General features: G+C 37.5%; 21 protein-coding genes and 2 riboswitches. Of the genes, 7 read left to right on the top strand and 14 right to left on the bottom strand.

Translation table 11 applies throughout. From position 1 onward, the window contains the following. Window positions 1-18: 18 nt before the first annotated feature. Window positions 19-546, top strand: coding sequence for a gamma carbonic anhydrase (locus BLS02_RS06755; protein WP_092492178.1), 528 nt, complete (start codon window positions 19-21; stop codon window positions 544-546). Between the two features lie 78 nt (window positions 547-624). Further along, on the top strand, window positions 625-1,482 hold the full coding sequence (locus BLS02_RS06750) for a C39 family peptidase (protein WP_092492177.1): 858 nt from the start codon (window positions 625-627) through the stop codon (window positions 1,480-1,482). 21 nt (window positions 1,483-1,503) lie between these two features. Here BLS02_RS06750 and asnB read toward each other — a convergent pair whose 3' ends face one another. The 4 genes from asnB to metK all read right to left on the bottom strand — a co-directional run bounded on the left by asnB (window position 1,504) and on the right by metK (window position 6,159). Further along, window positions 1,504-3,423 (bottom strand): asparagine synthase (glutamine-hydrolyzing), encoded by a 1,920-nt coding sequence (gene asnB, locus BLS02_RS06745; RefSeq protein WP_092492176.1) that lies wholly within the window; start codon window positions 3,421-3,423, stop codon window positions 1,504-1,506. Between the two features lie 126 nt (window positions 3,424-3,549). Further along, window positions 3,550-4,317, bottom strand: a complete 768-nt coding sequence (locus tag BLS02_RS06740; RefSeq protein WP_092492175.1) for a hypothetical protein — start codon at window positions 4,315-4,317, stop codon at window positions 3,550-3,552. Next, window positions 4,310-4,843 (bottom strand): RNA polymerase sigma factor, encoded by a 534-nt coding sequence (locus BLS02_RS06735; protein WP_092492174.1) that lies wholly within the window; start codon window positions 4,841-4,843, stop codon window positions 4,310-4,312. Before BLS02_RS06735 ends, BLS02_RS06740 begins: the two co-directional genes overlap by 8 nt. Window positions 4,844-4,959: 116 nt before the next feature. Further along, window positions 4,960-6,159, bottom strand: coding sequence for a methionine adenosyltransferase (metK, locus tag BLS02_RS06730; RefSeq protein WP_092492173.1), 1,200 nt, complete (start codon window positions 6,157-6,159; stop codon window positions 4,960-4,962). A gap of 128 nt (window positions 6,160-6,287) precedes the next feature. Continuing rightward, window positions 6,288-6,394, bottom strand: a riboswitch (SAM riboswitch). Between the two features lie 217 nt (window positions 6,395-6,611). Between metK and pckA the strand changes: the two genes are divergently transcribed. From pckA to BLS02_RS06715, 3 genes are all read left to right on the top strand, one after another. Further along, on the top strand, window positions 6,612-8,204 hold the full coding sequence (pckA, locus tag BLS02_RS06725; RefSeq protein ID WP_092492172.1) for a phosphoenolpyruvate carboxykinase (ATP): 1,593 nt from the start codon (window positions 6,612-6,614) through the stop codon (window positions 8,202-8,204). Between the two features lie 297 nt (window positions 8,205-8,501). Then, window positions 8,502-9,290 carry an ABC transporter ATP-binding protein gene (locus BLS02_RS06720; protein ID WP_092492171.1) on the top strand — a complete coding sequence of 263 codons (789 nt, stop codon included), beginning with the start codon at window positions 8,502-8,504 and terminating at the stop codon, window positions 9,288-9,290. 1 nt (window position 9,291) lies between these two features. Beyond that, window positions 9,292-10,098 (top strand): ABC transporter permease, encoded by an 807-nt coding sequence (locus tag BLS02_RS06715; protein WP_092492170.1) that lies wholly within the window; start codon window positions 9,292-9,294, stop codon window positions 10,096-10,098. 22 nt (window positions 10,099-10,120) lie between these two features. Here the strand turns inward: BLS02_RS06715 and ytkD are convergent, their stop codons facing one another. From ytkD to BLS02_RS06670, 9 genes are all read right to left on the bottom strand, one after another. Further along, window positions 10,121-10,591, bottom strand: a complete 471-nt coding sequence (gene ytkD / locus BLS02_RS06710; protein ID WP_092492169.1) for an RNA deprotection pyrophosphohydrolase — start codon at window positions 10,589-10,591, stop codon at window positions 10,121-10,123. Between the two features lie 33 nt (window positions 10,592-10,624). Next, window positions 10,625-11,182 carry a hypothetical protein gene (locus BLS02_RS06705; protein WP_092492168.1) on the bottom strand — a complete coding sequence of 186 codons (558 nt, stop codon included), beginning with the start codon at window positions 11,180-11,182 and terminating at the stop codon, window positions 10,625-10,627. Between the two features lie 124 nt (window positions 11,183-11,306). Beyond that, complete coding sequence (locus BLS02_RS06700) at window positions 11,307-11,627, bottom strand: hydrolase (RefSeq protein ID WP_092492167.1); 321 nt, start codon at window positions 11,625-11,627, stop codon at window positions 11,307-11,309. Window positions 11,628-11,735: 108 nt separating this feature from the next. Beyond that, window positions 11,736-12,566 (bottom strand): ABC transporter ATP-binding protein, encoded by an 831-nt coding sequence (locus tag BLS02_RS06695; RefSeq protein WP_092492166.1) that lies wholly within the window; start codon window positions 12,564-12,566, stop codon window positions 11,736-11,738. Window positions 12,567-13,658: 1,092 nt separating this feature from the next. Continuing rightward, window positions 13,659-15,080 carry an o-succinylbenzoate--CoA ligase gene (locus BLS02_RS06690; RefSeq protein ID WP_092492165.1) on the bottom strand — a complete coding sequence of 474 codons (1,422 nt, stop codon included), beginning with the start codon at window positions 15,078-15,080 and terminating at the stop codon, window positions 13,659-13,661. Between the two features lie 78 nt (window positions 15,081-15,158). Beyond that, window positions 15,159-15,977: a 1,4-dihydroxy-2-naphthoyl-CoA synthase gene (menB, locus tag BLS02_RS06685; protein ID WP_092492164.1), complete on the bottom strand. Its 819-nt coding sequence runs from the start codon at window positions 15,975-15,977 to the stop codon at window positions 15,159-15,161. A gap of 38 nt (window positions 15,978-16,015) precedes the next feature. After that, the gene (gene menH, locus BLS02_RS06680; RefSeq protein ID WP_092492163.1) at window positions 16,016-16,828 is read right to left on the bottom strand and encodes a 2-succinyl-6-hydroxy-2,4-cyclohexadiene-1-carboxylate synthase; all 813 of its coding nucleotides are present in this window, start codon (window positions 16,826-16,828) and stop codon (window positions 16,016-16,018) included. A gap of 11 nt (window positions 16,829-16,839) precedes the next feature. After that, entirely contained in the window at window positions 16,840-18,567 is a 1,728-nt protein-coding gene (menD, locus tag BLS02_RS06675; RefSeq protein WP_092492162.1) for a 2-succinyl-5-enolpyruvyl-6-hydroxy-3-cyclohexene-1-carboxylic-acid synthase, read from the bottom strand. Between the two features lie 2 nt (window positions 18,568-18,569). After that, window positions 18,570-19,955 (bottom strand): isochorismate synthase, encoded by a 1,386-nt coding sequence (locus BLS02_RS06670; protein WP_092492161.1) that lies wholly within the window; start codon window positions 19,953-19,955, stop codon window positions 18,570-18,572. Window positions 19,956-20,230: 275 nt separating this feature from the next. Here BLS02_RS06670 and BLS02_RS06665 point away from each other — a divergent pair, with 275 nt between their 5' ends. Next, on the top strand, window positions 20,231-21,166 hold the full coding sequence (locus BLS02_RS06665; RefSeq protein ID WP_092492160.1) for a 1,4-dihydroxy-2-naphthoate polyprenyltransferase: 936 nt from the start codon (window positions 20,231-20,233) through the stop codon (window positions 21,164-21,166). 16 nt (window positions 21,167-21,182) lie between these two features. Then, window positions 21,183-21,572: a hotdog fold thioesterase gene (locus tag BLS02_RS06660; RefSeq protein ID WP_092492159.1), complete on the top strand. Its 390-nt coding sequence runs from the start codon at window positions 21,183-21,185 to the stop codon at window positions 21,570-21,572. A 98-nt stretch (window positions 21,573-21,670) separates the two neighbouring features. On the opposite strand, the gene BLS02_RS06655 is transcribed toward BLS02_RS06660, so the two are convergent. Continuing rightward, a complete protein-coding gene (locus BLS02_RS06655) occupies window positions 21,671-22,258 on the bottom strand; it encodes an ECF transporter S component (protein WP_175476735.1) in 588 nt (195 codons plus the stop codon). Between the two features lie 163 nt (window positions 22,259-22,421). Further along, window positions 22,422-22,572: riboswitch (FMN riboswitch) on the bottom strand. Between the last annotated feature and the right edge of the window lie 348 nt (window positions 22,573-22,920).

Raw genomic sequence — 22,920 nt, 5'->3', positions numbered from 1 at the left:
AATTTTAGGGGGATTCAAATGATTCATTCTTATAAAAATACTAAACCTGAAGTTCATGATTCCGTTTTTATTGCAAATAATGCTACTGTCATAGGTGACGTAATTATTGGTGAGCAATCAAATGTGTGGTTCAACACTGTTATTCGCGGAGATGTTGCCCCTACACGTATCGGCAAACGAGTTAGCATTCAGGATCTTTCTTTGATTCATCAAAGTCCTAACATGCCTGTTACAGTTGAAGATGATGTAACAGTTGGTCATCAGGTAACACTTCATGCTTGTAAGATCCGTAGCAATTCACTTATTGGAATGGGATCCGTGATACTTGATGGTGCAGAAATAGGCGAACACGCTTTTATCGGTGCTGGAAGTCTCGTACCACCGGGTAAAAAAATCCCGCCCCATTCATTGGCTTTAGGAAGACCAGCTAAAGTTGTTCGCACACTTACGGACAAGGACTATGATGAAATGGAACGTGTACGAACGTCATATGTTGAAAAAGGGCAATACTACAAAGAAAATACTGACCTTAATTTGGACTTCTGATATCTTTATATTTAACAACAATCAGCCGATATAACATAAAGTATATATTATTTTGTGTTCTATTGGAGTGTGTAAAAAATGCACCTCATTTTATTAATTCTTTCCTGTACCATAGCACTTATTTTTATCCTTTTAAGTAATAAAATTACGATAAAATGGGTAAAAAAATCATTCAAACTATATGGAATCGTTTTTACTATAACAGCTATATCCATTGGTACAGTGTATATAAATGAAAATAAGATGGTTTTGTTAACAGCAGCCAATGTGGTAATCAATCAACCTGCCGCAAAAATATCCCGGCCTTCTGATCCTTTACTATCTCAGTTCAGCGTTAACAGGAGTGCTCATCTTAAGGCACCACATCTAAAGCAATTACCAGAGCTTCCCCGTGGCTGTGAAGTTACAAGTCTTGCTATGCTTCTGCAATATAGCGATGTTAGCGTAAGTAAGCTTGAACTAGCAAAACAGGTCAAAAAAGATAAAACGCGATATAAACTAACTAATAAAGGAGTCTATTTTGGAAATCCCAATAATGGCTTTGTTGGAGATATGTATTCATTTATTAAGCCTGGGTTTGGGGTATATCATGGACCTATTGCCAACTTAGCCGCGCAATATATTGGCGCTGAGCGTGTTTATGATTTCACCGGTAAAGACTTCTCACTAATTATAAACCAGCTAAACCAAAACAGGCCAGTTTGGGTTATTATTAATACTTCTTATAAAAAGCTTCCCAAAAGCCAATTCACAACTTGGCAAACAAAAGACGGGCCTATTGATATCACCATGAAGGAACATTCTGTTTTAATTACAGGATATGACCAAGAATTTATTTATTTTAATGATCCATTAAATAGAACCGAAAAAGCTCCAATAGAAGAATTTAAAGCTGCGTGGAAACAAATGGGGAAACAGGCGATAACGGTTTACTAAACCAGACGCCTGCTTCCCTTTTTAGCCTAGCGATTTTGTTTTTGAAAGTAATTCAATAGCTTCATCGGGTTTACTTAACTCATTAATGTCAAATTTATTTTCTACAGTAATTTGATGCCAAAGCATGAACATTAGTACTGTCCATATTTTTCGACTGTAATCACCTTTCCCCTGACAATGAGCGTCAAACAAGTTAAGTATATAGGACTTATACAACAAATGATCAGTTTGACTCTCCTGTATTAACTTTCTGGCCCAACCATTAAGCTCGTTTTTTAGCCAATGCCGAATAGGAACTGGGAAACCAAGCTTTTTACGATCTATAACATGGTCAGGAATAATTCCGCGGAAAGCTTCACGTAAAATGTTTTTCGTTGTTCCGTTTGCAATCTTCATAGCCACAGGTATTTCACTTGCGACCCGGTAAACTTCCTTATCCAAGAATGGTACACGAAGCTCCAGAGAATTTGCCATCGTCATTTTATCTGCTTTTAATAATATATCACCACGCATCCACGTATGAATATCAACATATTGCATTTGGTCCACAAGTGGAAAATCGCGCACACGGTCATATAGCTTTTCTGTAATCTTTTGATAAGATGTATTTTCGTTATACACTTTTAGAATCTGGTATTTTTCTTTATCCTCAAACATTTTCGCATTTCCAATATACCGTTCGCATAGTGGTGTTGTTCCACGTTCCAGAAAGCTTTTTCCACGTACACCCTCAGGCAATACATCCGCTACTCTTGCCAATAGACTTTTGGCCGGTGTTGGTATGGAATTGAACATTTTTAATGATTCAGGCTCACGATAAATATTGTATCCGCCAAATAATTCATCAGCACCTTCTCCTGATAATGTAACTGTAACATGTTTGCTTGCTTCACGAGCTAAGAAATACAACGGTACACATGATGGATCTGCTAATGGATCATCCATATGCCACATGATTTTTGGAAGTTTTTCAACATACTCTTCTGGTGAAATAATATAAGATATATTTTCAACGTCTAATTTGTCAGCTGTTTCTTTAGCAACATCAATTTCAGAATAACCTTCACGTTCAAAACCGACAGAAAACGTCTTGATGTTTGGATTAATTCGTTTTGCCATTGCTACGATTATCGTTGAATCGATACCACCAGATAAAAAGGATCCTACTGGCACATCACTTCGCATATGCTTACTGACAGAGTCATACATGACATCCTGAATTCGTTTAATCCAATCCTCTTTCTCCATTAGTATAGGATTAAATGTAGCAGACCAATATTGTTTGAAAGCTATTGGATCATTAGGTTTTTTAATAAAGTAATGACCAGGTTCAACTTTATTAATCCCTGCTGTCATTGTCATTGGCTCAGGTGCGAACTGAAAACTTAAATAGTGCTGTAATGCTTCACTATTTACCTTTTCATCTTCCATCATTAATGTAATACTCTTCTTCTCAGAAGCAAATACGATCCCCTCACCAATTTCATGGTAAAATAGCGGCTTGATACCAAATGGGTCCCTGGCACCATATAGTGTTCCTAGCTCTTTGTCCCAAATCAATATGGAGAACATGCCCCTAAGGAACTGAAATGCATCCTCCTTATGCTTCGAAAATAGTGCCGCAATTACTTCCGTATCAGACTCTGTTGTGAATTCATATCCTTCAGCCTGTAATTCGTTTCTTAATTCCAAATAATTGTATATCTCACCATTGAAAACAAGCCACATCTTTTCATCATCATAGCTTAAAGGCTGCGCCCCGTATTCTATATCAATTATACTTAACCTTCGAAAACCAAAAGAAACGAAGTCATCATGAAAATAACCTTCATCATCAGGACCTCTATGAGACATAATATTATTTTGTTCTCTAAATATATTTTTATATACATCGTTTGGTTTGCCAGGATTATTACGTAGAATACCGATAAATCCACACATTATTTATCCCTCTTTCTTATAAAAATTTCTTATGATAGTCTTTGCTGAATTTGAAATGTGTTTACTTTTCTTATTTATAGTTATTAAAAGCATTTCCATTTCTAAATTTATTAGACAGAATTGGTGTTAGTCAACAATCTCAAAGCTTTTCAGCATGTAATCAAATCTTGCACCATGACCTTCAGCTGCCTCTAAGAAATAACTTTGCTTAATAACAAACACCTGATTATTTTTTGTTTCTGTTATATAATATTTTTCAATTGGTGTGTCCCACTGCTGTCCTGTTTTGCCAGCCTCATTCGTATATCCTGGACCAATCCCCCTGATCACGACACCATTAATAGGGGTATTAACTTGTTCTTCCTGTCTCAATTCCATTTTGTTGTCAGCCAAGGAGTTCTTAATGGATTCGACCATCTCTTCAGTGGTTGCTTCCTTACGCATGATTTCCATTGAAACTTCCGGATACCTGTCTGCCAGTTCCTGCTCAGGTACAATCCGGTCACTGCTATCTCCTTCAACCATCTTATAGCGTGAATCATCAATATAGATAACATAACGGAGCTCTTCATTTGCTTCTAACTGTACGTCGCTATCCTCCTTATGCCCTTCAATTTCAATCTCCTGCTCCTTCTCCTCGACAAACATATCCTTCAGACTTTGTATCATGGCCTGACCTGGATCTGTCATGCCGAAAACAGCAATTGCGACGATTGCAGCAGCAGTTAGTCCGGAGATAATGCCTCTCTTTTTCCCTTTCTTTTTATGGGAGTCTGGTGATTGAAATAGCTCTGTATTAATTTTATTCCATGTCTCATTCTTTAATTCCGAAGCCGAATTTGTATCTTTTTTTAATTCATCTTCTATTTTTTTGTCCAGCTCTTTTTCATTCATCCTTCATCCCTCCCATCGCAACTTTTAACCGTTGTCTTCCTTTATATAGCCTTGACTTAATCGTATTTACATTTGCTCCAAGCATTTTGGCAATTTCTTTTTCGGTAAAGCCATTTAAGTACTTTAATGTCAGGATAGTTCGGTCTTTATCATCTAGTTCATCGAGCCCCAGTTCCAACTCATCAAACTGCCTGTCTTTCTCGGCATTACGGTTTAACTGGTCCAATAACCGGTCCGATTCAATATTTATTGCTTGTTTAGACCTTTTTGATAAATAACTCCTGCTTTCATTTATTAATATTTGATAAAACCACGGTTTAAATGGTCTCTTCACATCAAAAGTTTCAATATTACGGTAAATTTTAATAAATGTCTCTTGAACAATATCTGACGCATCGCTTCTGTTTTTCGTAATCGAGTAGGCGGTTCGAAGTGCATAGTCCGCGTGTTTTTCATATAAACACTTAAATGCTTCATGATCACCTTTCTTTATTTTTTTAATAAGTTTAGACTCATTCTCATTCAATGACTTATACACTCCCTTCAAAACATTCCTACTATATATACGAGTGAAATCAAATAAAAGTTTTCGTCATATAAAAAAAAGATATTGCATGAGCAATATCTTTTGAATAATGTCTATTATTTTTTTACTAAAGCTTGCAATTCTTCTACTTTATCTGTTTTTTCCCAAGGGAAAAGGATGTCTGTTCTGCCAAAATGCCCGTATGCTGCAGTATTTCTAAATATTGGTCTCTGTAAGTCAAGCATTCGAATAATACCGGCTGGACGCAAATCAAATAATTTGCGAACCGCTGTAACCAAAGCTTCTTCACTCACCACACCAGTACCAAAAGTATCGATTGCAATGGAAACAGGTTCAGCAACTCCGATTGCGTATGCTACTTGAACTTCACACGTTTTAGCAAGATCCGCAGCTACAATGTTTTTGGCTACATAACGAGCTGCATATGCACCGGAACGATCTACCTTCGTGGAGTCCTTTCCACTGAAAGCTCCTCCGCCATGGCGCGCATAGCCGCCATATGTGTCAACAATTATTTTACGACCTGTCAAGCCTGCATCCCCTTGTGGGCCTCCAATAACAAAGCGACCTGTCGGGTTAATAAAATACTTTGTTGATTCATCCAGTAGATTCGCTGGTACAACGGGGCGAATTACATGTTCGATCAAATCTTTCTCTATTTGATCTGAAGCTATATCCTGGTGATGCTGCGTTGAAATAACAATAGTATCCACTTTTACGGGATTATCATGTTCATCATACTCAACAGTCACCTGTGTTTTGCCATCGGGACGCAGGTAATCCAATATATTCTCTTTACGCGCATCTGCTAATCTCTTTGCTAATTTATGTGCCAGCGAGATTGCTAAAGGCATTAATTCCTCTGTTTCATTACAGGCAAAGCCAAACATAAGCCCTTGGTCACCTGCTCCAATTGAAGCGATTTCCTCATCACTCATTTTACCTTGACGCGATTCTAAAGCATTGTCCACTCCACCAGCAATATCCGCAGATTGCTCATCGATTGCAGTAAGTACTGCACATGTATCAGCATCAAAGCCAAATTTTGCCCGCGTATACCCAATATCTTTAATTGTTTGACGTACAATAGCAGGAATATCTACGTATGTAGAAGTAGTAATTTCTCCTGACACTAAGACTAATCCTGTTGTCACAGTTGTTTCACATGCGACCCTGGCATTAGAGTCACTTGATAATATTTCATCTAAGATTGCATCTGAAATCTGATCACAAATTTTATCTGGATGCCCTTCGGTTACAGATTCAGATGTGAATAATCGACGATTCGAAGCCATTTGGCTAAATCCTCCCTAAAATTATGGTACGGAACTCTAACTTTTCAGTATTTGTTCATCATTAAATTATGTTTTATAAAAACAAAAAACCCTTCCTGCATCATGAGGAAAGGAATTGTGGCCTTTCGCTCTTATTGTTCAAGGATATATCCTTGCACCAGATTAGCACCTTTTCACTAAAGTGACGGTTGCCGGGCTTCACAGGGTCTGTCCCTCCACCAACTCTGAATAAGAGAGTGTCCGTTCGACAATTATCGTATCGAAATAGCCTTGCGATGTCAACTATTTGCTAGTTATATACACGATTGCCACTAAAAATTCATATAAATAATCATGTTATTAGTATGGACTATTTTAATTAATGTGTTATACTAATAAACAGATTTAGATAATCAGATAATTGAACGTTATCGCCTTTCCATACAAATCCATCAAAAAGGTAGGTATTACAAATGAAAACGGTGGAACAATCACTATTTTTAAAAGATTTACTTTCGCACAATAATTTACAAAAAAACCTTGCTGTACCTAAGTTAGTTGAAAAAATTTTATCGCGTAAAGAAGGTACTCTAACCGCAACAGGAGCAGTTTGTGCAACTACTGGTCAATATACTGGCCGTTCTCCCAAAGACAAATTCATTGTACGTGACGATATTTGTGAAGAATTTATCGATTGGGGTCTGGTGAATCAAGCAATAGATGAAGAGTCATTCGAAAGACTTTATGAGAAAGTTATCACCTATTTAAAGAACAAGGAAGAGCTATTTCAATTTAAAGGATATGCTGGTGCTGATGAAAAATACCGCCTGCCTATTGAAGTTATAAACGAATATGCATGGCATAATTTATTCGCTCGCCAATTATTTATTACACCGACAGATGAGGAATTAAAGACCCATCAATCCGAATTCACTGTTGTGTCTGCTCCTACATACAAAGCAGATCCAGAGGTGGATGGGACAAATTCCGAAACGTTTATACTGATATCGTTTAAAAAACGAATTATTTTAATTGGTGGTACCGAGTATGCTGGGGAAATCAAGAAATCCATTTTCTCGATAATGAATTACCTATTACCACAACGTGACATTTTATCCATGCATTGTTCAGCGAATGTTGGCCAGGAAGGTGATGTTGCATTGTTTTTCGGTCTATCCGGGACAGGTAAAACAACATTATCTGCTGATCCATACCGCCGTTTAATTGGCGATGATGAACACGGATGGAGCCCAAACGGTGTATTTAACATTGAAGGTGGCTGTTACGCAAAATGTATCAATCTGTCACAGGATAAAGAACCACAAATTTACAATGCCATCCGTTTTGGTTCAGTACTTGAAAATGTAATTCTTGAAGATGAGTCACGCTTACCTGATTATGATGACACATCATTAACTGAAAACACAAGGGCAGCATATCCACTTGAAAATATTGATAATATTACTTCACCAAGTATTGCTGGTCACCCTAACACAATAATTTTTCTAACAGCTGATGCATCTGGGACATTACCGCCAATAAGCAAATTAACAAAAGAACAGGCGATGTATCACTTTTTAAGTGGATATACGAGCAAACTGGCTGGAACAGAACGTGGCGTAACAGAGCCACAAGCAACTTTCTCAGCTTGTTTTGGCTCACCGTTTCTCCCATTAGCGCCATCAACATATGCAAAAATGCTTGGCGATAAAATAGACCAGTATAACTCTAGTGTATTTTTGGTTAACACCGGTTGGACTGGTGGTTCCTATGGAATTGGAAAACGCATGAAACTATCATACACAAGGGCAATGATACACGCTGCGTTAGAAGGTGAACTCAATACAGTTGAAACAACCCACGATGATGTTTTTGGACTTAAGATTCCAATGCATGTACCTGGAGTACCCGATGAAGTACTTGTACCAAAGAAGACCTGGGAAGATAAAGCAGCGTATGACATGGAAGCAAAAGCACTTGCAATGAAATTTCATGAAAACTTTAAGAAATTTAAGTTAGCAAGTAACGATATTAAGGAAGCAGGTCCTTTATACCGATCTGTATAACTATGGTTTCCTCATCCCAAAAGGATTTTAATATATGAAGGAAAAGTTTTGACAGCACATGCTGACAACCGTTCTCGATTTTTCGAGGGCGGTTTTTTTTGTTTTTTGTCTCTAACATATAGGCATTCACACAATTTTTTTAAATCGCATAGGCTATGATGACAAAATACAACCTGGAATATGCGAATAAAAAATGAATATACCGATGTATGTTAATGTTTTTTTGCTTATCTTTGGAAAACCAATGCACGAATAGCTGAGTTTAAATACTTCGAAATCAGCTTAGGAGGGAAGCCCATGACTTTTCTTACCTTAGATCGCGTTTCACACCATTACTTTTCAAAAAAAAATTATATAAAAACACTCGACAATATATCTTTTTCTGTCAAAGAGGGAGAAATTGTTACCCTCTTAGGTCCCAATGGCTGCGGAAAGTCAACAATACTATCTATAATAGCAGGAATTATCAAGCAATCAACAGGAGAGGTGTTAATACAACAGCAACCAATCAATAAATCTGAACCCGCAATAGGCTATATGCTCCAACAAGATTATTTATTCCCTTGGAAAACAATAATTGATAACGTACTTATTGGGCCTAAAATTGGTAATAATCAAACAGAAGCAATAAAAGGTAAAGCATCATATCTTTTAGAAGAAGCTGGATTAATAAATGTAACTCATGTATATCCAAGTTCCTTATCAAGGGGAATGCGTCAGCGAGTTGCTCTAATTCGTACATTAATAACTGATCCAAAAATTATATTATTAGATGAACCATTTTCAATACTCGACTATCAAACTAAGGTAAAGCTGGAAGATTTAATGTTACGGTTTCTTAAAATGTACAACAAAACAACAATATTGGTAACCCATGATATTGGTGAAGCTATTGCTATGAGTGACCGTATAATCCTAATGGATGCTAATACTAGATCAATTGAAAAAACATTCGAAGTCCCTTTGGAATTACGAGATGAAGCACCATTTTCAGTAAGAAGACATCCAAAATACCAGCTGCTATTCGAGAAAATCTGGGAAGAGTTAGAAGTAAACACGTCTAGAACAAAGATAGTGGGTCAATAATATGAAGCTTGAATCAGATCATCAACTTCATAACAACTATAAAAACCAACTAAGTTATGAAAGAAAGATCATCTTTTTGTGGCAATTAATTATACTAGTCTCCTTTATCGCTCTTTGGGAAATAGCTAGCAGAATGTACTGGATAAATCCATTGATGTTTAGTTCCCCTTCTGAAATTTCAAGCATACTACTGAAGAAGTTTTCAGATGGATCAATAACCACGCACATACAGGTTACTCTGTTTGAAACAGTTTTAGGCTTTCTAATAGGAACCATCGCTGGGAACATATTCGCTGCTGTTTTATGGTCATCATCGCGGCTTTCCAGAATAATGAACCCCTTTTTAGTTGTTTTATATGCAATGCCTAAGGTTGCCTTTGCCCCCATCTTTATCGTCGCAATTGGTCCTGACTATGTATCTGCAATCGCTATGAGTGCAATCATTTCTGCAACCATTACCACCCTTGTTATATATACTGCCTTTCTCGAGGTTGACCCAAACTATGAAAGAGTATTAAAAAGCTTCGGTGCTAATAGAAGACAGGTCTTTAGAGAAGCCGTATTCCCGGCATCCTTACCTGCAATGTTATCAATCTTAAAAGTAAATGTAGGTTTATCATGGGTGGGAGTTATCGTTGGAGAGTTCCTGATTTCAAAAGAAGGATTAGGATATCTAATCATTAGGGGCTTTCAAGAGTTTGACTTTCCACTCGTTATATCCATTCTGGTAGTAATTGCCCTGTGTGCTGTAATCATGTACAAAATCGCAGAACGTTTAGAGAGATGGTTTATTAAAAATACAAACTAAAAATCGCCTGTAATGGGCGATTTTAGTTTTTCTCTCTATTTATGAACTCCATACAGTATGATAAAACTCCATCTTTCATAATAAAACTATACAATTTATTCTGCCTAACATTCTCTGGAACCTTTTTTAACATAACAGGTCCTTCTGTTTCATAATAGGTCTCTTGAGGAATTAGTTCTTTGATTTCAGCAAAGTAGACATTTTTAATAATGTTACCACCTTTACCTGCAACATAATATTGTCCAATATACCTTATTGAATCAATAGTTCCTCCAGTTTCTTCCATGACCTCTCGAACAGCTGCTTCCTGTGCGGTTTCACCCTTTTCTACTTTCCCACCCGGAAATTCCAATCCGCGGTCCTTGTGTCTGGTTAGTAGCCAATCATCTTTTAATTTACAAATAACCCATACATGTTTCGGTTTTTTTGAAAAAGGATGGTCATCAAATGATAGCTTTACTTCATTATGGTAATAATCTTTGAATGTATACATTATTTCAACTGCTTTCATATTCGACTAGTAGCATTAATATTCGATGTCTGTTATTTTCCATTTATCATTATATGTGAATTCGATTTTCACCGTATACGCCCCATCTAAATCAGATTTATTTTCCTGCACAACTTTAACTACATTGCTTTCTTTTTCTATCATATCATAGTCATTTTTTTCGTTAAACCATGGCGGAGTTTCAGTGGGAACTATATATAACCCACTTGGCTTACTCCTGTAATAATAATCAACATATTCAGAAGCTACATTTTTGGTGGTTACTTTTTCAAACTCCTCTAGCAACTCCTTCTTCCTATCGAAATTGACGACTTTGTTATTACTGTCAATATCCTGTACGAGTGTTTTCATAAACTGGTTTGTAAGGGAGACAATCCGGTCATGAGAAAGCTGCTTTTCAGGGGTTTCCTTTTTTAACGTTTGTGCACTTACCTTAGAATTTTCATGGTTATTACTATATTCAACTGTTGATGCAGTTTGAACTTCGGTTGTCTGGATCATAAAAAATAATGGCAAAATAATAGCACAACTGATAATCCATTTTAAATACTTAAGGTATATGTTATTATTCATATTTTTCGCTCCCTTCGTACTTATATATAAGAACGTTCTGTTATACTATTCCTTTTTTTCTAGTCCTATAAACTTTCTTCTAAAAAAAATAGGAATAAGAGGGGTACTCTTATTCCGTTTTGCCTCACTCATGTCCGTCTGAGAGAACACCCATACTATCTATATGTTTTTTGGTATTCTCATCACCCAAATCATAAATCATTTGAAAAGCTTCTGTTATGCCTATGTCATAATCATCGTTCGAGCTGTCATTATGATATGGCATAATAGGCACATGTGCTCGAAAGAATGCACGATAATCAGCGTTATACATATCATCCATTTTATCGCGTAAGATTCGTACCTCATCTTCTGTTGCATGAATGACAAACTCTTCATTATTATCATATTTTATTTGAGATATCTCTTGACTTCCTAAGTTAATATAAAATTTCTTTTTCTCCATACAGCACCTCCTGCTCATAATTTGCCTCAAAAGCATTGGATAAATGTATGAATAAATTAAAAAAACCCATCAATCCGTGAAGACTGATGGGCCACTTTACGATTTTATTCAGTTAATTGCTGATTGTGAGGCCCCTGCTCCATTAGCATAAATACATCGTCCTCTTCCATGTGGAATACACATTGGTGTACCAAACATAGGGTCAAATGTCACATCACACTTCATTTGAAAAACTTCATGAACTAGTTTACATGTAACAATTTCTTCTGGTTTACCTTGAGCAAAAACCTGTTTATCTCTGATTGCCACAATATGATGAGCATAACGACAGGCAAGGTTTAAATCATGCAATACCATTACAATAGTACGCCCGTCTTTTTCATTAAGCTCAAACAATAAGTCAAGTACGTCAATTTGATGTGTCATATCCAAGTATGTTGTAGGTTCATCTAACAATATCGTATCCGTTTCCTGTGCCAAAGTCATTGCAATCCATGCTCGCTGACGTTGACCTCCAGATAACGAATCAACTGAACGATCCTTAAACTCCATCATATTAGTTGCTTCAAGTGCATTATTAACAGCATTTTCATCGTCATTAGACCACTGCTTTAAGAATCCGCGATATGGATGTCTTCCTTGTTTAACAAGCTCCATTACGGATAAGCCCTCTGGTGTTACAGGTCCCTGCGGCAAAATGGAAAGCTTTTTAGCAACATCCTTCGTTCCCATTTTTGCAATATGTTCACCATCTAACACAACGTCTCCGCTTTTCGGTTTAAGTAAACGAGCTAATGAGCGTAACAAAGTAGATTTCCCGCAGCCATTTCCACCAATTAATACTGTAATTTCGCCTTTTGGTATTGTTATATTTAAATCATCTATTATTATATCTTCGCCGTAGCCAAGTGTTAAATCCTTCGCTGTTAATGTTTGCATTGGAATCTCTCCCCATGTCTGCATTCTTTCACTACATATACAACTAATTTAGTATGTACATGCACAATTTTTCACATTGCATTATATATACAGTTTATTTGGTTTTTGGATATAAGTCAATGACTTTGAGAATCATTTTCAATGAAAATTCATATTTTCAAAAAAATGTTGTCAAGATGCCACTTTTTCACTCCGGCATTCGATTGTATAAGTAAGAAGGACACCCTTTGTTAGAAAGACTGTTTTTCTACAAGCCTTTTTTCATTTTAATAGCTGTTAATAAACTAAACGTCATTTGCTTTCATCTGATTAGCGGACACAGGAGCTGCTATTTCGGTTAAAAAGTGCTTTTTGAGCTATACGCGGACACAGGAGCTCTTATTTAACATATATACAAGTGAAATAGAAGTAATTCTAGCAAATAAGGTATCTGGTGTCCGCTTAAACCTTAATATTGCTTGTTTTCCATAAAATAAGGTCCCTCATGTTCGCTAAGTTATTTATAGACAATGCTTTTGTAAGTGGTCACTTTCATCTGTTGGTCATACGACATTTGTATTTTTTCAAAAATAATACTTTGTGTAACTACATTCGTTTCTCAAGCCGCAGTAGTGGCAACAAAATATCGATAAATTTGTGGAAATTCAAAATTACTTGTTAACCGCTGTGGTGACTGGATTTCATTAATTAAGGCAGTCTATTCTTAGAAAACTCAGCACTCGCCAGTCTTAATGGTGATTGCCTTAGTTGTACTTATGCAGTAAGAAAGTGTTTATACTTTTTTAACTGCTTAGAAATAACGGATGTCCTCATTTCAACTAGTGTAATGACAAAGATAGGTGCTATTGATATGACTGCGACACTGAAGCATGCTCATTCCGCTTCGGGCAGTCGTTTTCCGCAGGAGCCGACTGCCCGAAGCGGAATGCGAGCGCAGGTAATACACGAAGACTCTTGGGGGAAAGCGAAGTGTATTTCCGGAGCAGTGCATAGCACTCGAATATTTTTCAATATTATTTCGCATTGTCGCATTTATATCAACTGCCACACTTAAAAGCAACAAAACTTACGAAATGAGCACTCCGCAATATACTATAACAATTTACTTTTCACAATTTTATTTGACGCATTTCTCGGGAGCTTATCAATAAAACGAATCTCTTTTGGCAGCTTGTATTTAGCTAGTTTCTGACTGGCGAATTCCAGTATAGCTTCAGCCGAAACAGTTTTATCATTTGTAACAACAAACGCGATGGGAACCTGTCCCCACCTATCATCGTTTTTTCCGACAACACCTGCTTCCTGGACTGCATCCATCTCAGACAAGACGCTCTCGATTTCAGTGGGATATATATTTTCACCACCAGATATTATAAGATCTTTTCGTCGATCGACAACATATAAAAAACCATCATCATCAAGATAACCCAGGTCACCAGTAGCTAGCCACCCATCATTTAGCGTTTTTTCTGTTGCTGCTTCATTCTTAAAATAGCCAGTTGTAACCATTGGGCCCTTTACGAATATCTCACCAATTGATTTATCTGCTGCATCAATTTTCAACTGGGCTGGGAATAATGGCTTCCCAGAAGAACCTATCTTGTCCAAAGCATCATTTGGGCTTAAAGTTACAATTTGTGATGACGTTTCTGTCATACCGTAAGATTGGAACACAGGGACATTACGAAATTTCGCCTGTTCCAAGAGTGACTTTGGCGCTGGTCCGCCTCCTAGCAACACACAACGGAAAGTATCTGGAAAGAGATTGTCACCAAGGTACTCAACAAGTTCCCTTAGCATAAGTGTAACAACAGAAACAATTGTCACACCTTTTGACATAATCGCATCATGTACACTTCTCTTATCGTATTTATCAACTAAGTAAACAGGCATCCCATAAATAACGCTTTTGACAAAAATAGACAGACCACCAACATGAAAAATAGGTAATGCATTAAGCCACTTGTCATTATTATTTAGGCCCAGATTCAACATAGAACCTATTGCACTCCACCAGTGATTGCCATAAGTATGAACTACACCTTTCGGGAATCCTGTGGTACCTGATGTATAAATAATAGTGAATCTGTCTTCTAAGTTAATTTCCTTTCGCAACTCAACTATCTTTTCCTGAAGCGAGTTAACTTTGAAAAATGTATATACTGGTACACTGAAATTTGTATTATTATTTTCAGCCAGTACATGTGAAACTTCTGCATCGCTGATCTGATATTCTAATTCCTCTTCAGTTAAACGAGTATTAAACATGACCGCAACAGCCCCAAGATAACTTAATGCATGTATTGCAATTACCATATCAACATTATTGTTAGATAAAATGGCAACATGTGATCCTTGTTTTATATCTAATTGTGCTAATTTTTGGGCAAAGTGTTGGCTTTTTTCCTTTAAATCCAAAAAAGTAAAGGAAGTTCCATTTTCCAGTTCAATTGCAGTTTGATCTGGAGCAATATTTGCTTGCTTTGTCAGCCAATGTGGGATTGTTTCAGACATAATGCTGACCTCCTCAATCAGTAAATGAAAAACCTTTGCCTATCATAAGCAAAGGTCTCTCTTAAAAAAATATTATAATCACGGAAAGCGTGGAAATTGCTTAAAGTCTGGTTTCCTTTTCTCTTTAAATGCATCGCGTCCTTCTTTTGCTTCCTCAGTTGTATAGTAAAGAAGTGTTGCGTCTCCGCCCATTTGCTGCAAACCAGCTAACCCATCTGTATCTGCATTAAATGATGCCTTTAGGAAGCGAAGAGCTGTTGGTGATTTCTCAAGCATTTCTTCACACCATTGAAGTGTTTCATCCTCTAGCTTGTCCAGTGGAACTACTGTATTTACCATGCCCATTTGAAATGCTTCTTCGGCACTATATTGACGGCATAAGTACCAGATCTCGCGTGCACGCTTATGACCAACCATACGTGCTAAATAACCTGCTCCATATCCTGCGTCAAAGCTGCCTACTTTTGGACCAGTTTGACCAAACACTGCATTATCTGCAGCGATTGTCAGGTCACAAACAACATGCAGTACATGGCCACCACCAATAGCATAACCAGATACCATTGCCACAACTGGTTTTGGAATGGTGCGGATTAACCTTTGTAAATCAAGAACATTCAAACGCGGCACCTGGTCATCACCAACATAGCCGCCATGCCCTCTCACTGATTGGTCTCCACCTGAGCAAAATGCTTTATCGCCAGCACCAGCCAATATAACAACACCGATTGATGAGTCATCACGTGCATCAACAAAAGCGTCGATCATTTCATTTACCGTTAGCGGTGTAAATGCATTGTGTTTTTCGGGACGATTCATCGTTACCTTTGCAACACCATCATACTTTTCATACGTAATTTCTTTATACTCTCGAACTTCTTCCCATTGTACAGTCATTATTTTCCTCCTTTAAAAAGTAACTATGTAGTTTACTACTACTGTATTGAATTATAAAACTCATTTACTATTCTACCAAAAATTCCTGGCTGTTCCACATGAATTGCATGACCGGCATTTTCAACAATGACCAGTTTACTTGATGTAATACGTTCTGACATCGATTTATTTATATCAATAAATTTCTGATCATAGGCACCAGCGAGTAACAGTACAGGAATAGTAATATCTTGTAATTGACCCCACCAGGACGGCTGTCGGCCTGTCCCCATATAACGAAGCGAATAAGCCAGACCGTCCGCAGATTGTGATAACCTTTCATCACGGATCTGCTTTTGAATATTGATTGGCAAGCTTTTCTGTGTCTTAAATAGAGGGATACTCTCCCAGAATTCTACAAATGACTCAACCCCATTCTGTTCAACACGACTGGCAAGTTTTTCATCATGATTAAGACGGCTCTTCCGGTCATTATCTGAAATTAGGCCAGGTGAAGCACTTTCAAGCATCAATGACTTAATTCGTTCCGGATAAAGCATTGCTACAGATAATGCCGTCCTTCCGCCCATAGAATAGCCTGCAAGATGAACTTTTTCCAGCTTTAAGTAATCGAATAAATGTACTAAGTCAGAACAACATTCTTCCATTGTTCTTGGTGTATCTAAAGTTGTTTTTCCGTGTCCCGGAAGGTCAATCGTAAGAATCTGATAGTAATCCTGCCAGTCATTTATAAAAGAAGTCCAAGTAGCAGCAGTACCTGTAAAACCGTGCAAAAACACGATTGTATCCTCGCCTTCATCTTCACCATCTATTTTATACCAATATGATGCATCATTTACCTTAAAATACACAGAATCATCCTTTAATTCAACAGTTCACTCTCAATTGCCTGCCATTTGCTTCTATGCCATTCCATATTTACGGTTCTGTCAGTCTTCACTTCAATCACCGACAATCCCTGACTCTCGTAGCTTGACTGTAGCGCATCTCTTAGCTCTGAATCGCTGTTAACATCAGCATAGTTTCCACCATACATTTCAACGATATGTTGAAAGTTAACATCCATTGGGGTGCCAAACAGTGCCTCAAAATGATCTTGATAATTTACTTGTGGCAGAAAAGAGAAGATGCCACCACCATTGTTATTAACTAATAGTATAGTTATGTTTAGCTTATATTGCTTTGCAGCCAATAACCCATTTGAATCATGGAAGAACGATAAATCGCCAAGTAACAACGTAACAGGATCACCTGTTGAAGCTGCACCTAGCCCGCTTGACACCATTCCGTCAATACCATTAGCACCACGATTGGCAAGTATATTTATCCTTTTAGGTGTCGTCATGAAAAAAGTATCCACATCCCGAATGGACATACTGTTACCGACATACAAGCTACTCTCATCGGGAATAGCCTCCATGAGAACTCTCGTAGCGTCTCCTTCTGTAAGCATATCTGAATCATCTTGTTCCAGGAGATGTTTTTTGGCAACCTGATTCATAGATTGCCACTTTTCCAGCCATTTCCCGTCAAACGTTATATTTGCAGCAGCCAAATCATTGCATAATAATTCCGGGTCAGCATAAATAAATTCAGTTCGATTGCCCGCTGGTTCACGATAACTTGCTTCGCTTTCTACGATATACTGAGGAATTTCACAATGTTCTTTTACATAAAAGAGGTAGGCTTTGGACACGGGCATTGCTCCAAACCGAATAATAAAGTCCGGCTTCAGTTGTTTACGAATCAAGTCATTTCGTAATATTGCATCATACCCCTCAATCACCTGATCTTTATGATGCTGACCAGATCTCACCTGTGATAGCGGGTCAGCCAGAATTGGAACTTGCCATGATGCAGCAAGCTGTACGACTGCCTCAGCAAATTCCTTATCCAGTTGTGGACCACAAACAATTAACCCTCTTTGGTGTGACTGTAACTTCTGGATTAGTTGATTCAACTGATCAGAATGTAGCCTTCGTTCCCCATTAAATACAGGGTAATATGCTTTATCATCCTGCAGTCCCCACAAATTAGTTACAGTAAAATCCGGAATTAGTGGCTCACGCAATGGAAAATTTAAATGGACAGGACCTGCATTACCATCTAAAGCAGTATTTACTGCACGTGATGCTTTACTTCTAGCATATTCAAGCATTTTAGAATCTCCTTCAGGTAATGCCATTTCGTGAAACCACTTAGCATAATACCCGTACAATCCGATCTGCTCAATCGATTGTGGTGCTCCTACATCACGCAATTCATGTGGACGGTCAGCTGTTAAAACTACTAAAGGAACGCGCCCATAATGTGCTTCCACAATAGCTGGATAATAGTTTGCAGCTGCAGTACCAGATGTACAGACAATTGCTACTGCTCGATTTTTCTTTTTGGCTAATCCTAATGCAAAAAAAGCAGCCGAACGTTCATCAATAATTACCCACTGGTTCATATTAGGATGTTCTGTCATTGTCATTGCCAATGGCGTTGATCTGGAACCGGGTGAGATAACCACATCAGTTAAACCGCTCTGAACCAGTTCGTCCACAAAGTTTGCTGTATATCGTGTTAATACTTCTGTATAATCCATCATTAGCCTCCTAGAACGGACAGCATTGGCAGAAACTTAATATTTGTTTCTTCATATTCAGCTTGTGGATCTGAATCCTTCACAACACCACACCCTGCAAAGAGTGATGCCTCATCACCTTGAATCAGACCAGATCTGATTGCAACAGCAAATTCGCCATTCTGGTTAGAATCCAGCCAGCCAATTGGCGCGCCATACCAGCCACGATCCAGTTGTTCCTGTTCACGAATAAATTTAAGTGACTCTTCGCGCGGAACACCTCCTAAGGCTGGAGTTGGGTGCAGTTGTTGTATAATATCAAAAATACTGTAACCCTTCTTTAAAGTAGCAGTGACTGGAGTATATAAATGCTGTAAATTTTTAAGCGGATAAATCACTGGTTCCTTTGGAATTTGAATAGAAGTGCAATAAAGTTCCATTGCATTTTTAATCATATTTACAACAAAATCATGTTCACTGCGATTTTTCTCATCGTGTAAAAGTTTATAGCTGATCTTTCTATCTTCTTCTTTTGTCTTCCCTCTTGGTGCAGTTCCAGCTAAACAAGTTGAAAGTAATTGTTGATTTTGCAGCTTGACCAACCTTTCTGGTGAAGCCCCGACAAAACAATCTCCATCACGTTCAAATGCAAAAATAAAACTGTTTGTCTGTGAAGATATAAATTTATCCAAAACTGCAGTAATCGATGCATCGCCCGTCAACTTAATTCTTACTTCACGAGCAAGCACTATTTTCTCAGCTTCATCTTGATTAATTTTTTCAGTTGCACGTTCAACGGTATCCATCCATTGCTGTGGCGCAATTTCATCCTTTGAATGTATTCTTGTTTGGTCTGGAAGAGTTGTTGAATAAGACATTAACGTTTCTTCAGCGTGTTTAATTCCATTAGCTAGCTGCCTGGAATGATCACCCTGATTCACTTGCACATTTGTTGTTACATAATACTTCCCTTCATTTACAGTTAAAATAAACTTTGGTATCGTAAATGAACTATGACCAAACTTTCTCCACAAGTCCGACTTTCGTATGCTTGGATCAAAAGACATACCACCTAAGGTAACCATACCTGTTCCAGGAACCTTGTACGGATTATGAATAATTGCATCCCGCAATAGTTTCTTCCATTGTTTTTCGGTATTTTGAAAACGGTACTCATTAGCATCAATCTGAAACGCACTTCCGACGCCCACTATAAAAAACTGTTCTGAAGTGCTTGTCCAAAAAGTACGATCCATTCCCAATTTTTTAGCAGATTCAAAAAAACGAAGTGGATCTGTCTCATTTATTTCTTTTGTCATACTTATCATTTGTGTCTTATTATTTGATTTAGCTTGATCAATCGCTTTTTCGAGTAGCGATTCAATCAGCTCTTCTTTAATTTCTATCATCAATCTTAACCTCCGTAACTTTAAACAATCACAAAGTACCATATCTATTTTATTCTCTTTTTGCCTGTTTCTCAAGGATTGACTTTTATTATGGCGGTTTAATGAAATATTTCCAATTGACACCCCTTGCTGAATTGCCTAAACTAAATATGTTAATGTGATATTTAGAGATCTTGGCTTATCATTAATCTTTAATGACAAAAGACTTAGTTGTACTTATCCAGTTAAAAAGCATTATACTTTTTAACTGCGAACAAACAGAGGAGAGAACATCCGTGGAATCATCAAATAAATCTACTATCAAACAGGCACTTAACGAAAAAAGCGGATTCCAAATATGGTGGAGGCTATTGCGTCCGCATACATTAACTGCTTCTTTTGTTCCGGTTTTTGTTGGAACAATGCTGGCACTTATTGATCATGGTATAAATATCTTTTTATTTTTAGCGATGCTGCTGGCATCTATGTTAATTCAATCCGCTACAAATATGTTTAATGAGTACTATGACTTCGCTCGTGGACTGGATAATGAAGAATCTGTTGGTATTGGTGGCACGATCGTTCGTGATGGTGTTTCACCCAAAACCGTATTACGATTGGCACTCACTTTCTTCGGGATTGCAATTTTGCTAGGTGTTTATATTTGTATTGAATCAAGCTGGTGGATAGCTATCATTGGATTAGTATGTATGCTCTTTGGCTACTTATATACAGGTGGACCTTTACCAATTGCATATACTCCATTAGGTGAAATTTTTTCAGGATTCTTAATGGGTACCGTAATTATCGGAATCAGTTATTTCATCCAAACGCAGACACTTACAAGCACAGTAATTTGGGTTTCAATCCCGATAGCTATTTTTATTGGGGCCATTATGATGTCCAATAACATTCGTGATTTGGATGGAGATAAAGAAAACGGACGGAAAACGATTGCGATTTTAATCGGAAGAAAAAATGCTGTCCGATGCTTAGCATTATTATTTACTGTGGCTTTTGCCCTGACAACAGTATACATTATTCTCGGAATGCTTCCAATATGGTCTGTGATAGCGTTATTGGGGATTTTTAAAGCAATTGATGTTGTCAAAAAATTTCAAGGTAAATCTCAGCCAATTGAAATGCTTCCAGCAATGGTTGCAACCGGAAAAACGAATACCATTTACGGTTTTCTTCTCGGTATATCTTTATTAATCAGTAATTTTATCTAAAAAAAGGAGCTTTTAAATGGATTTATCAAACACTTTAATGGAGTCACTTGGTATAGAAGTGACATCCCTTGATAAAAATCTGGTTATCATGACAATGCCGGTTGACCATCGAACACATCAGCCAGCAGGTTTTCTGCATGGAGGCGCAAACGTAGCATTGGCCGAAACTGCCGCAAGTATCGGTGCATATATGAATATAAACCCCGAAGAATTTAATGTATTTGGAATTGAAATTAATGCAAACCATGTTAAAAGCAAGCGTGAAGGAATTGTAACAGCAAAAGGAACTCCAGTTCACATTGGAAAAACAACGATGGTCTGGGAAATTAACATTGTTGATGAAAATGATGATCTCATATGTATTTCAAGATGCACAATTGGGATAGTTCCCAAGAAGAACGATTAGATAAAGTGACTGCGTACAGGCAGTCACTTTTTATTTTGGTAATCGTTTTACTTTCCATACTTAAAAATGAGAGTGCCACCTATGACACTCCCATAAAGCTATGCTAGATTGGCCTGCTTTTGCTCAATCCATTTTTTCATTTTTATAAATAAAGGTACAAATAACAAACCTACTATAATACCTTTAATAATATTAAATGGTAACACACCAAGGGATACTGCTACCCATTTTGCGCTCTGATTCATTTCCTCCCACCCCATAAACCATGCATATGCAGGCAGGATAACAAGATAATTTAGTATACTCATTCCAATTGCCATAATAACTGTACCTGTAATTAAACCGGAAATAATACTCTTAACACCTTTATATCTGTGATAAAGCACTGCGACTGGGACAATAAACATTACTCCTGCCAAGAAGTTTGCGATTATGCCAATTGGATCACCGGCACCCGAAACGACTAAATAGAGCATGTTCTTTATTGCTTCTACTGCTACTCCTGCCATTGGTGAAAAAATTAGGGCTGCGATTAATGCAGGTACCTCACTAAAATCAATTTTCAGATATGGTGGTAAAAACGGTAGTGGGAAATTCAAGAAAAACAGTATGAGTGAAATTGTTCCCAATAATGCTAGAATAATAAGTTTTAATAATTTTGATGACTGCATATTAGTCGATTGCATCATCAACTCTCCTCCCTCATCTATCGATTCACATCTGTCTTGTGATGAAGGATAAGCCTATTCCTATTCTATACATATACATAAAAAACCCTAAAACCTAATCGGGGCTTCAGGGTATACATTCACAGGAAAACAGAGGCGCAAAACGCACCAATTTTCGGCTCGACATCTTCTCCCATCCAGACTGTAACTGTCGGTCCCGGACTCACACCAGGTCCACCGCTTGGCAAATGCCGCACGGGTCACGGACTTAGAACATTTAATGCTTGTTCCTTACCGTCGGTCGGGAATTGCACCCTGCCCCGAAGATGGAATCGATATATTATTGTTGTTCGTTATTATACTATTATTCTATCCATTTGGAAAGCAAACTGTTTCACCAAAAATAACTTAGTAAACTTGACTTATAGCCAAGTCTTAATATAGATAAGCCATTGTTGCACATATGCAGTAAGCGGCTGGAACAAAAGTGTTTTTAGTCAAAGTGAAATCCGAACTATGATTCAAAATTATTGAAATAGAATTCGAATTAGTTCGGATTTATTTTGTTGCTGATTAGATATAAACTGCGAAGTAACATGGAAAAATACTCAACCGGGGCTCATAACTTCGATATGAGTGACCGTTTCTCACTATTTAAACAGAGTTCGGGTTCTCATAAC

This window comes from Virgibacillus salinus (assembly GCF_900102415.1).
Lineage (GTDB): Bacteria > Bacillota > Bacilli > Bacillales > Amphibacillaceae > Lentibacillus > Lentibacillus subterraneus.
The sequence above is the reverse complement of the archived record's forward strand: the minus strand, read 5'-3'. Positions and strand labels throughout refer to the sequence as shown.

What these genes read in the sequence shown, in the direction of transcription:
- BLS02_RS06715 (WP_092492170.1), top strand. Translation starts at nt 9,292, where the DNA reads ATGAAGCTTGAATCAGATCATCAACTTCATAACAACTATAAAAACCAA.
- BLS02_RS06670 (WP_092492161.1), bottom strand. Translation starts at nt 19,955, where the DNA reads ATGATAGAAATTAAAGAAGAGCTGATTGAATCGCTACTCGAAAAAGCG.
- BLS02_RS06755 (WP_092492178.1), top strand. Translation starts at nt 19, where the DNA reads ATGATTCATTCTTATAAAAATACTAAACCTGAAGTTCATGATTCCGTT.
- BLS02_RS06705 (WP_092492168.1), bottom strand. Translation starts at nt 11,182, where the DNA reads ATGAATAATAACATATACCTTAAGTATTTAAAATGGATTATCAGTTGT.
- pckA (WP_092492172.1), top strand. Translation starts at nt 6,612, where the DNA reads ATGAAAACGGTGGAACAATCACTATTTTTAAAAGATTTACTTTCGCAC.
- BLS02_RS06700 (WP_092492167.1), bottom strand. Translation starts at nt 11,627, where the DNA reads ATGGAGAAAAAGAAATTTTATATTAACTTAGGAAGTCAAGAGATATCT.
- BLS02_RS06695 (WP_092492166.1), bottom strand. Translation starts at nt 12,566, where the DNA reads ATGCAAACATTAACAGCGAAGGATTTAACACTTGGCTACGGCGAAGAT.
- BLS02_RS06690 (WP_092492165.1), bottom strand. Translation starts at nt 15,080, where the DNA reads ATGTCTGAAACAATCCCACATTGGCTGACAAAGCAAGCAAATATTGCT.
- menD (WP_092492162.1), bottom strand. Translation starts at nt 18,567, where the DNA reads ATGGATTATACAGAAGTATTAACACGATATACAGCAAACTTTGTGGAC.
- BLS02_RS06655 (WP_175476735.1), bottom strand. Translation starts at nt 22,258, where the DNA reads ATGCAATCGACTAATATGCAGTCATCAAAATTATTAAAACTTATTATT.
- asnB (WP_092492176.1), bottom strand. Translation starts at nt 3,423, where the DNA reads ATGTGTGGATTTATCGGTATTCTACGTAATAATCCTGGCAAACCAAAC.
- BLS02_RS06660 (WP_092492159.1), top strand. Translation starts at nt 21,183, where the DNA reads ATGGATTTATCAAACACTTTAATGGAGTCACTTGGTATAGAAGTGACA.
- metK (WP_092492173.1), bottom strand. Translation starts at nt 6,159, where the DNA reads ATGGCTTCGAATCGTCGATTATTCACATCTGAATCTGTAACCGAAGGG.
- ytkD (WP_092492169.1), bottom strand. Translation starts at nt 10,591, where the DNA reads ATGTATACATTCAAAGATTATTACCATAATGAAGTAAAGCTATCATTT.
- BLS02_RS06720 (WP_092492171.1), top strand. Translation starts at nt 8,502, where the DNA reads ATGACTTTTCTTACCTTAGATCGCGTTTCACACCATTACTTTTCAAAA.
- BLS02_RS06750 (WP_092492177.1), top strand. Translation starts at nt 625, where the DNA reads ATGCACCTCATTTTATTAATTCTTTCCTGTACCATAGCACTTATTTTT.
- BLS02_RS06740 (WP_092492175.1), bottom strand. Translation starts at nt 4,317, where the DNA reads ATGAATGAAAAAGAGCTGGACAAAAAAATAGAAGATGAATTAAAAAAA.
- menB (WP_092492164.1), bottom strand. Translation starts at nt 15,977, where the DNA reads ATGACTGTACAATGGGAAGAAGTTCGAGAGTATAAAGAAATTACGTAT.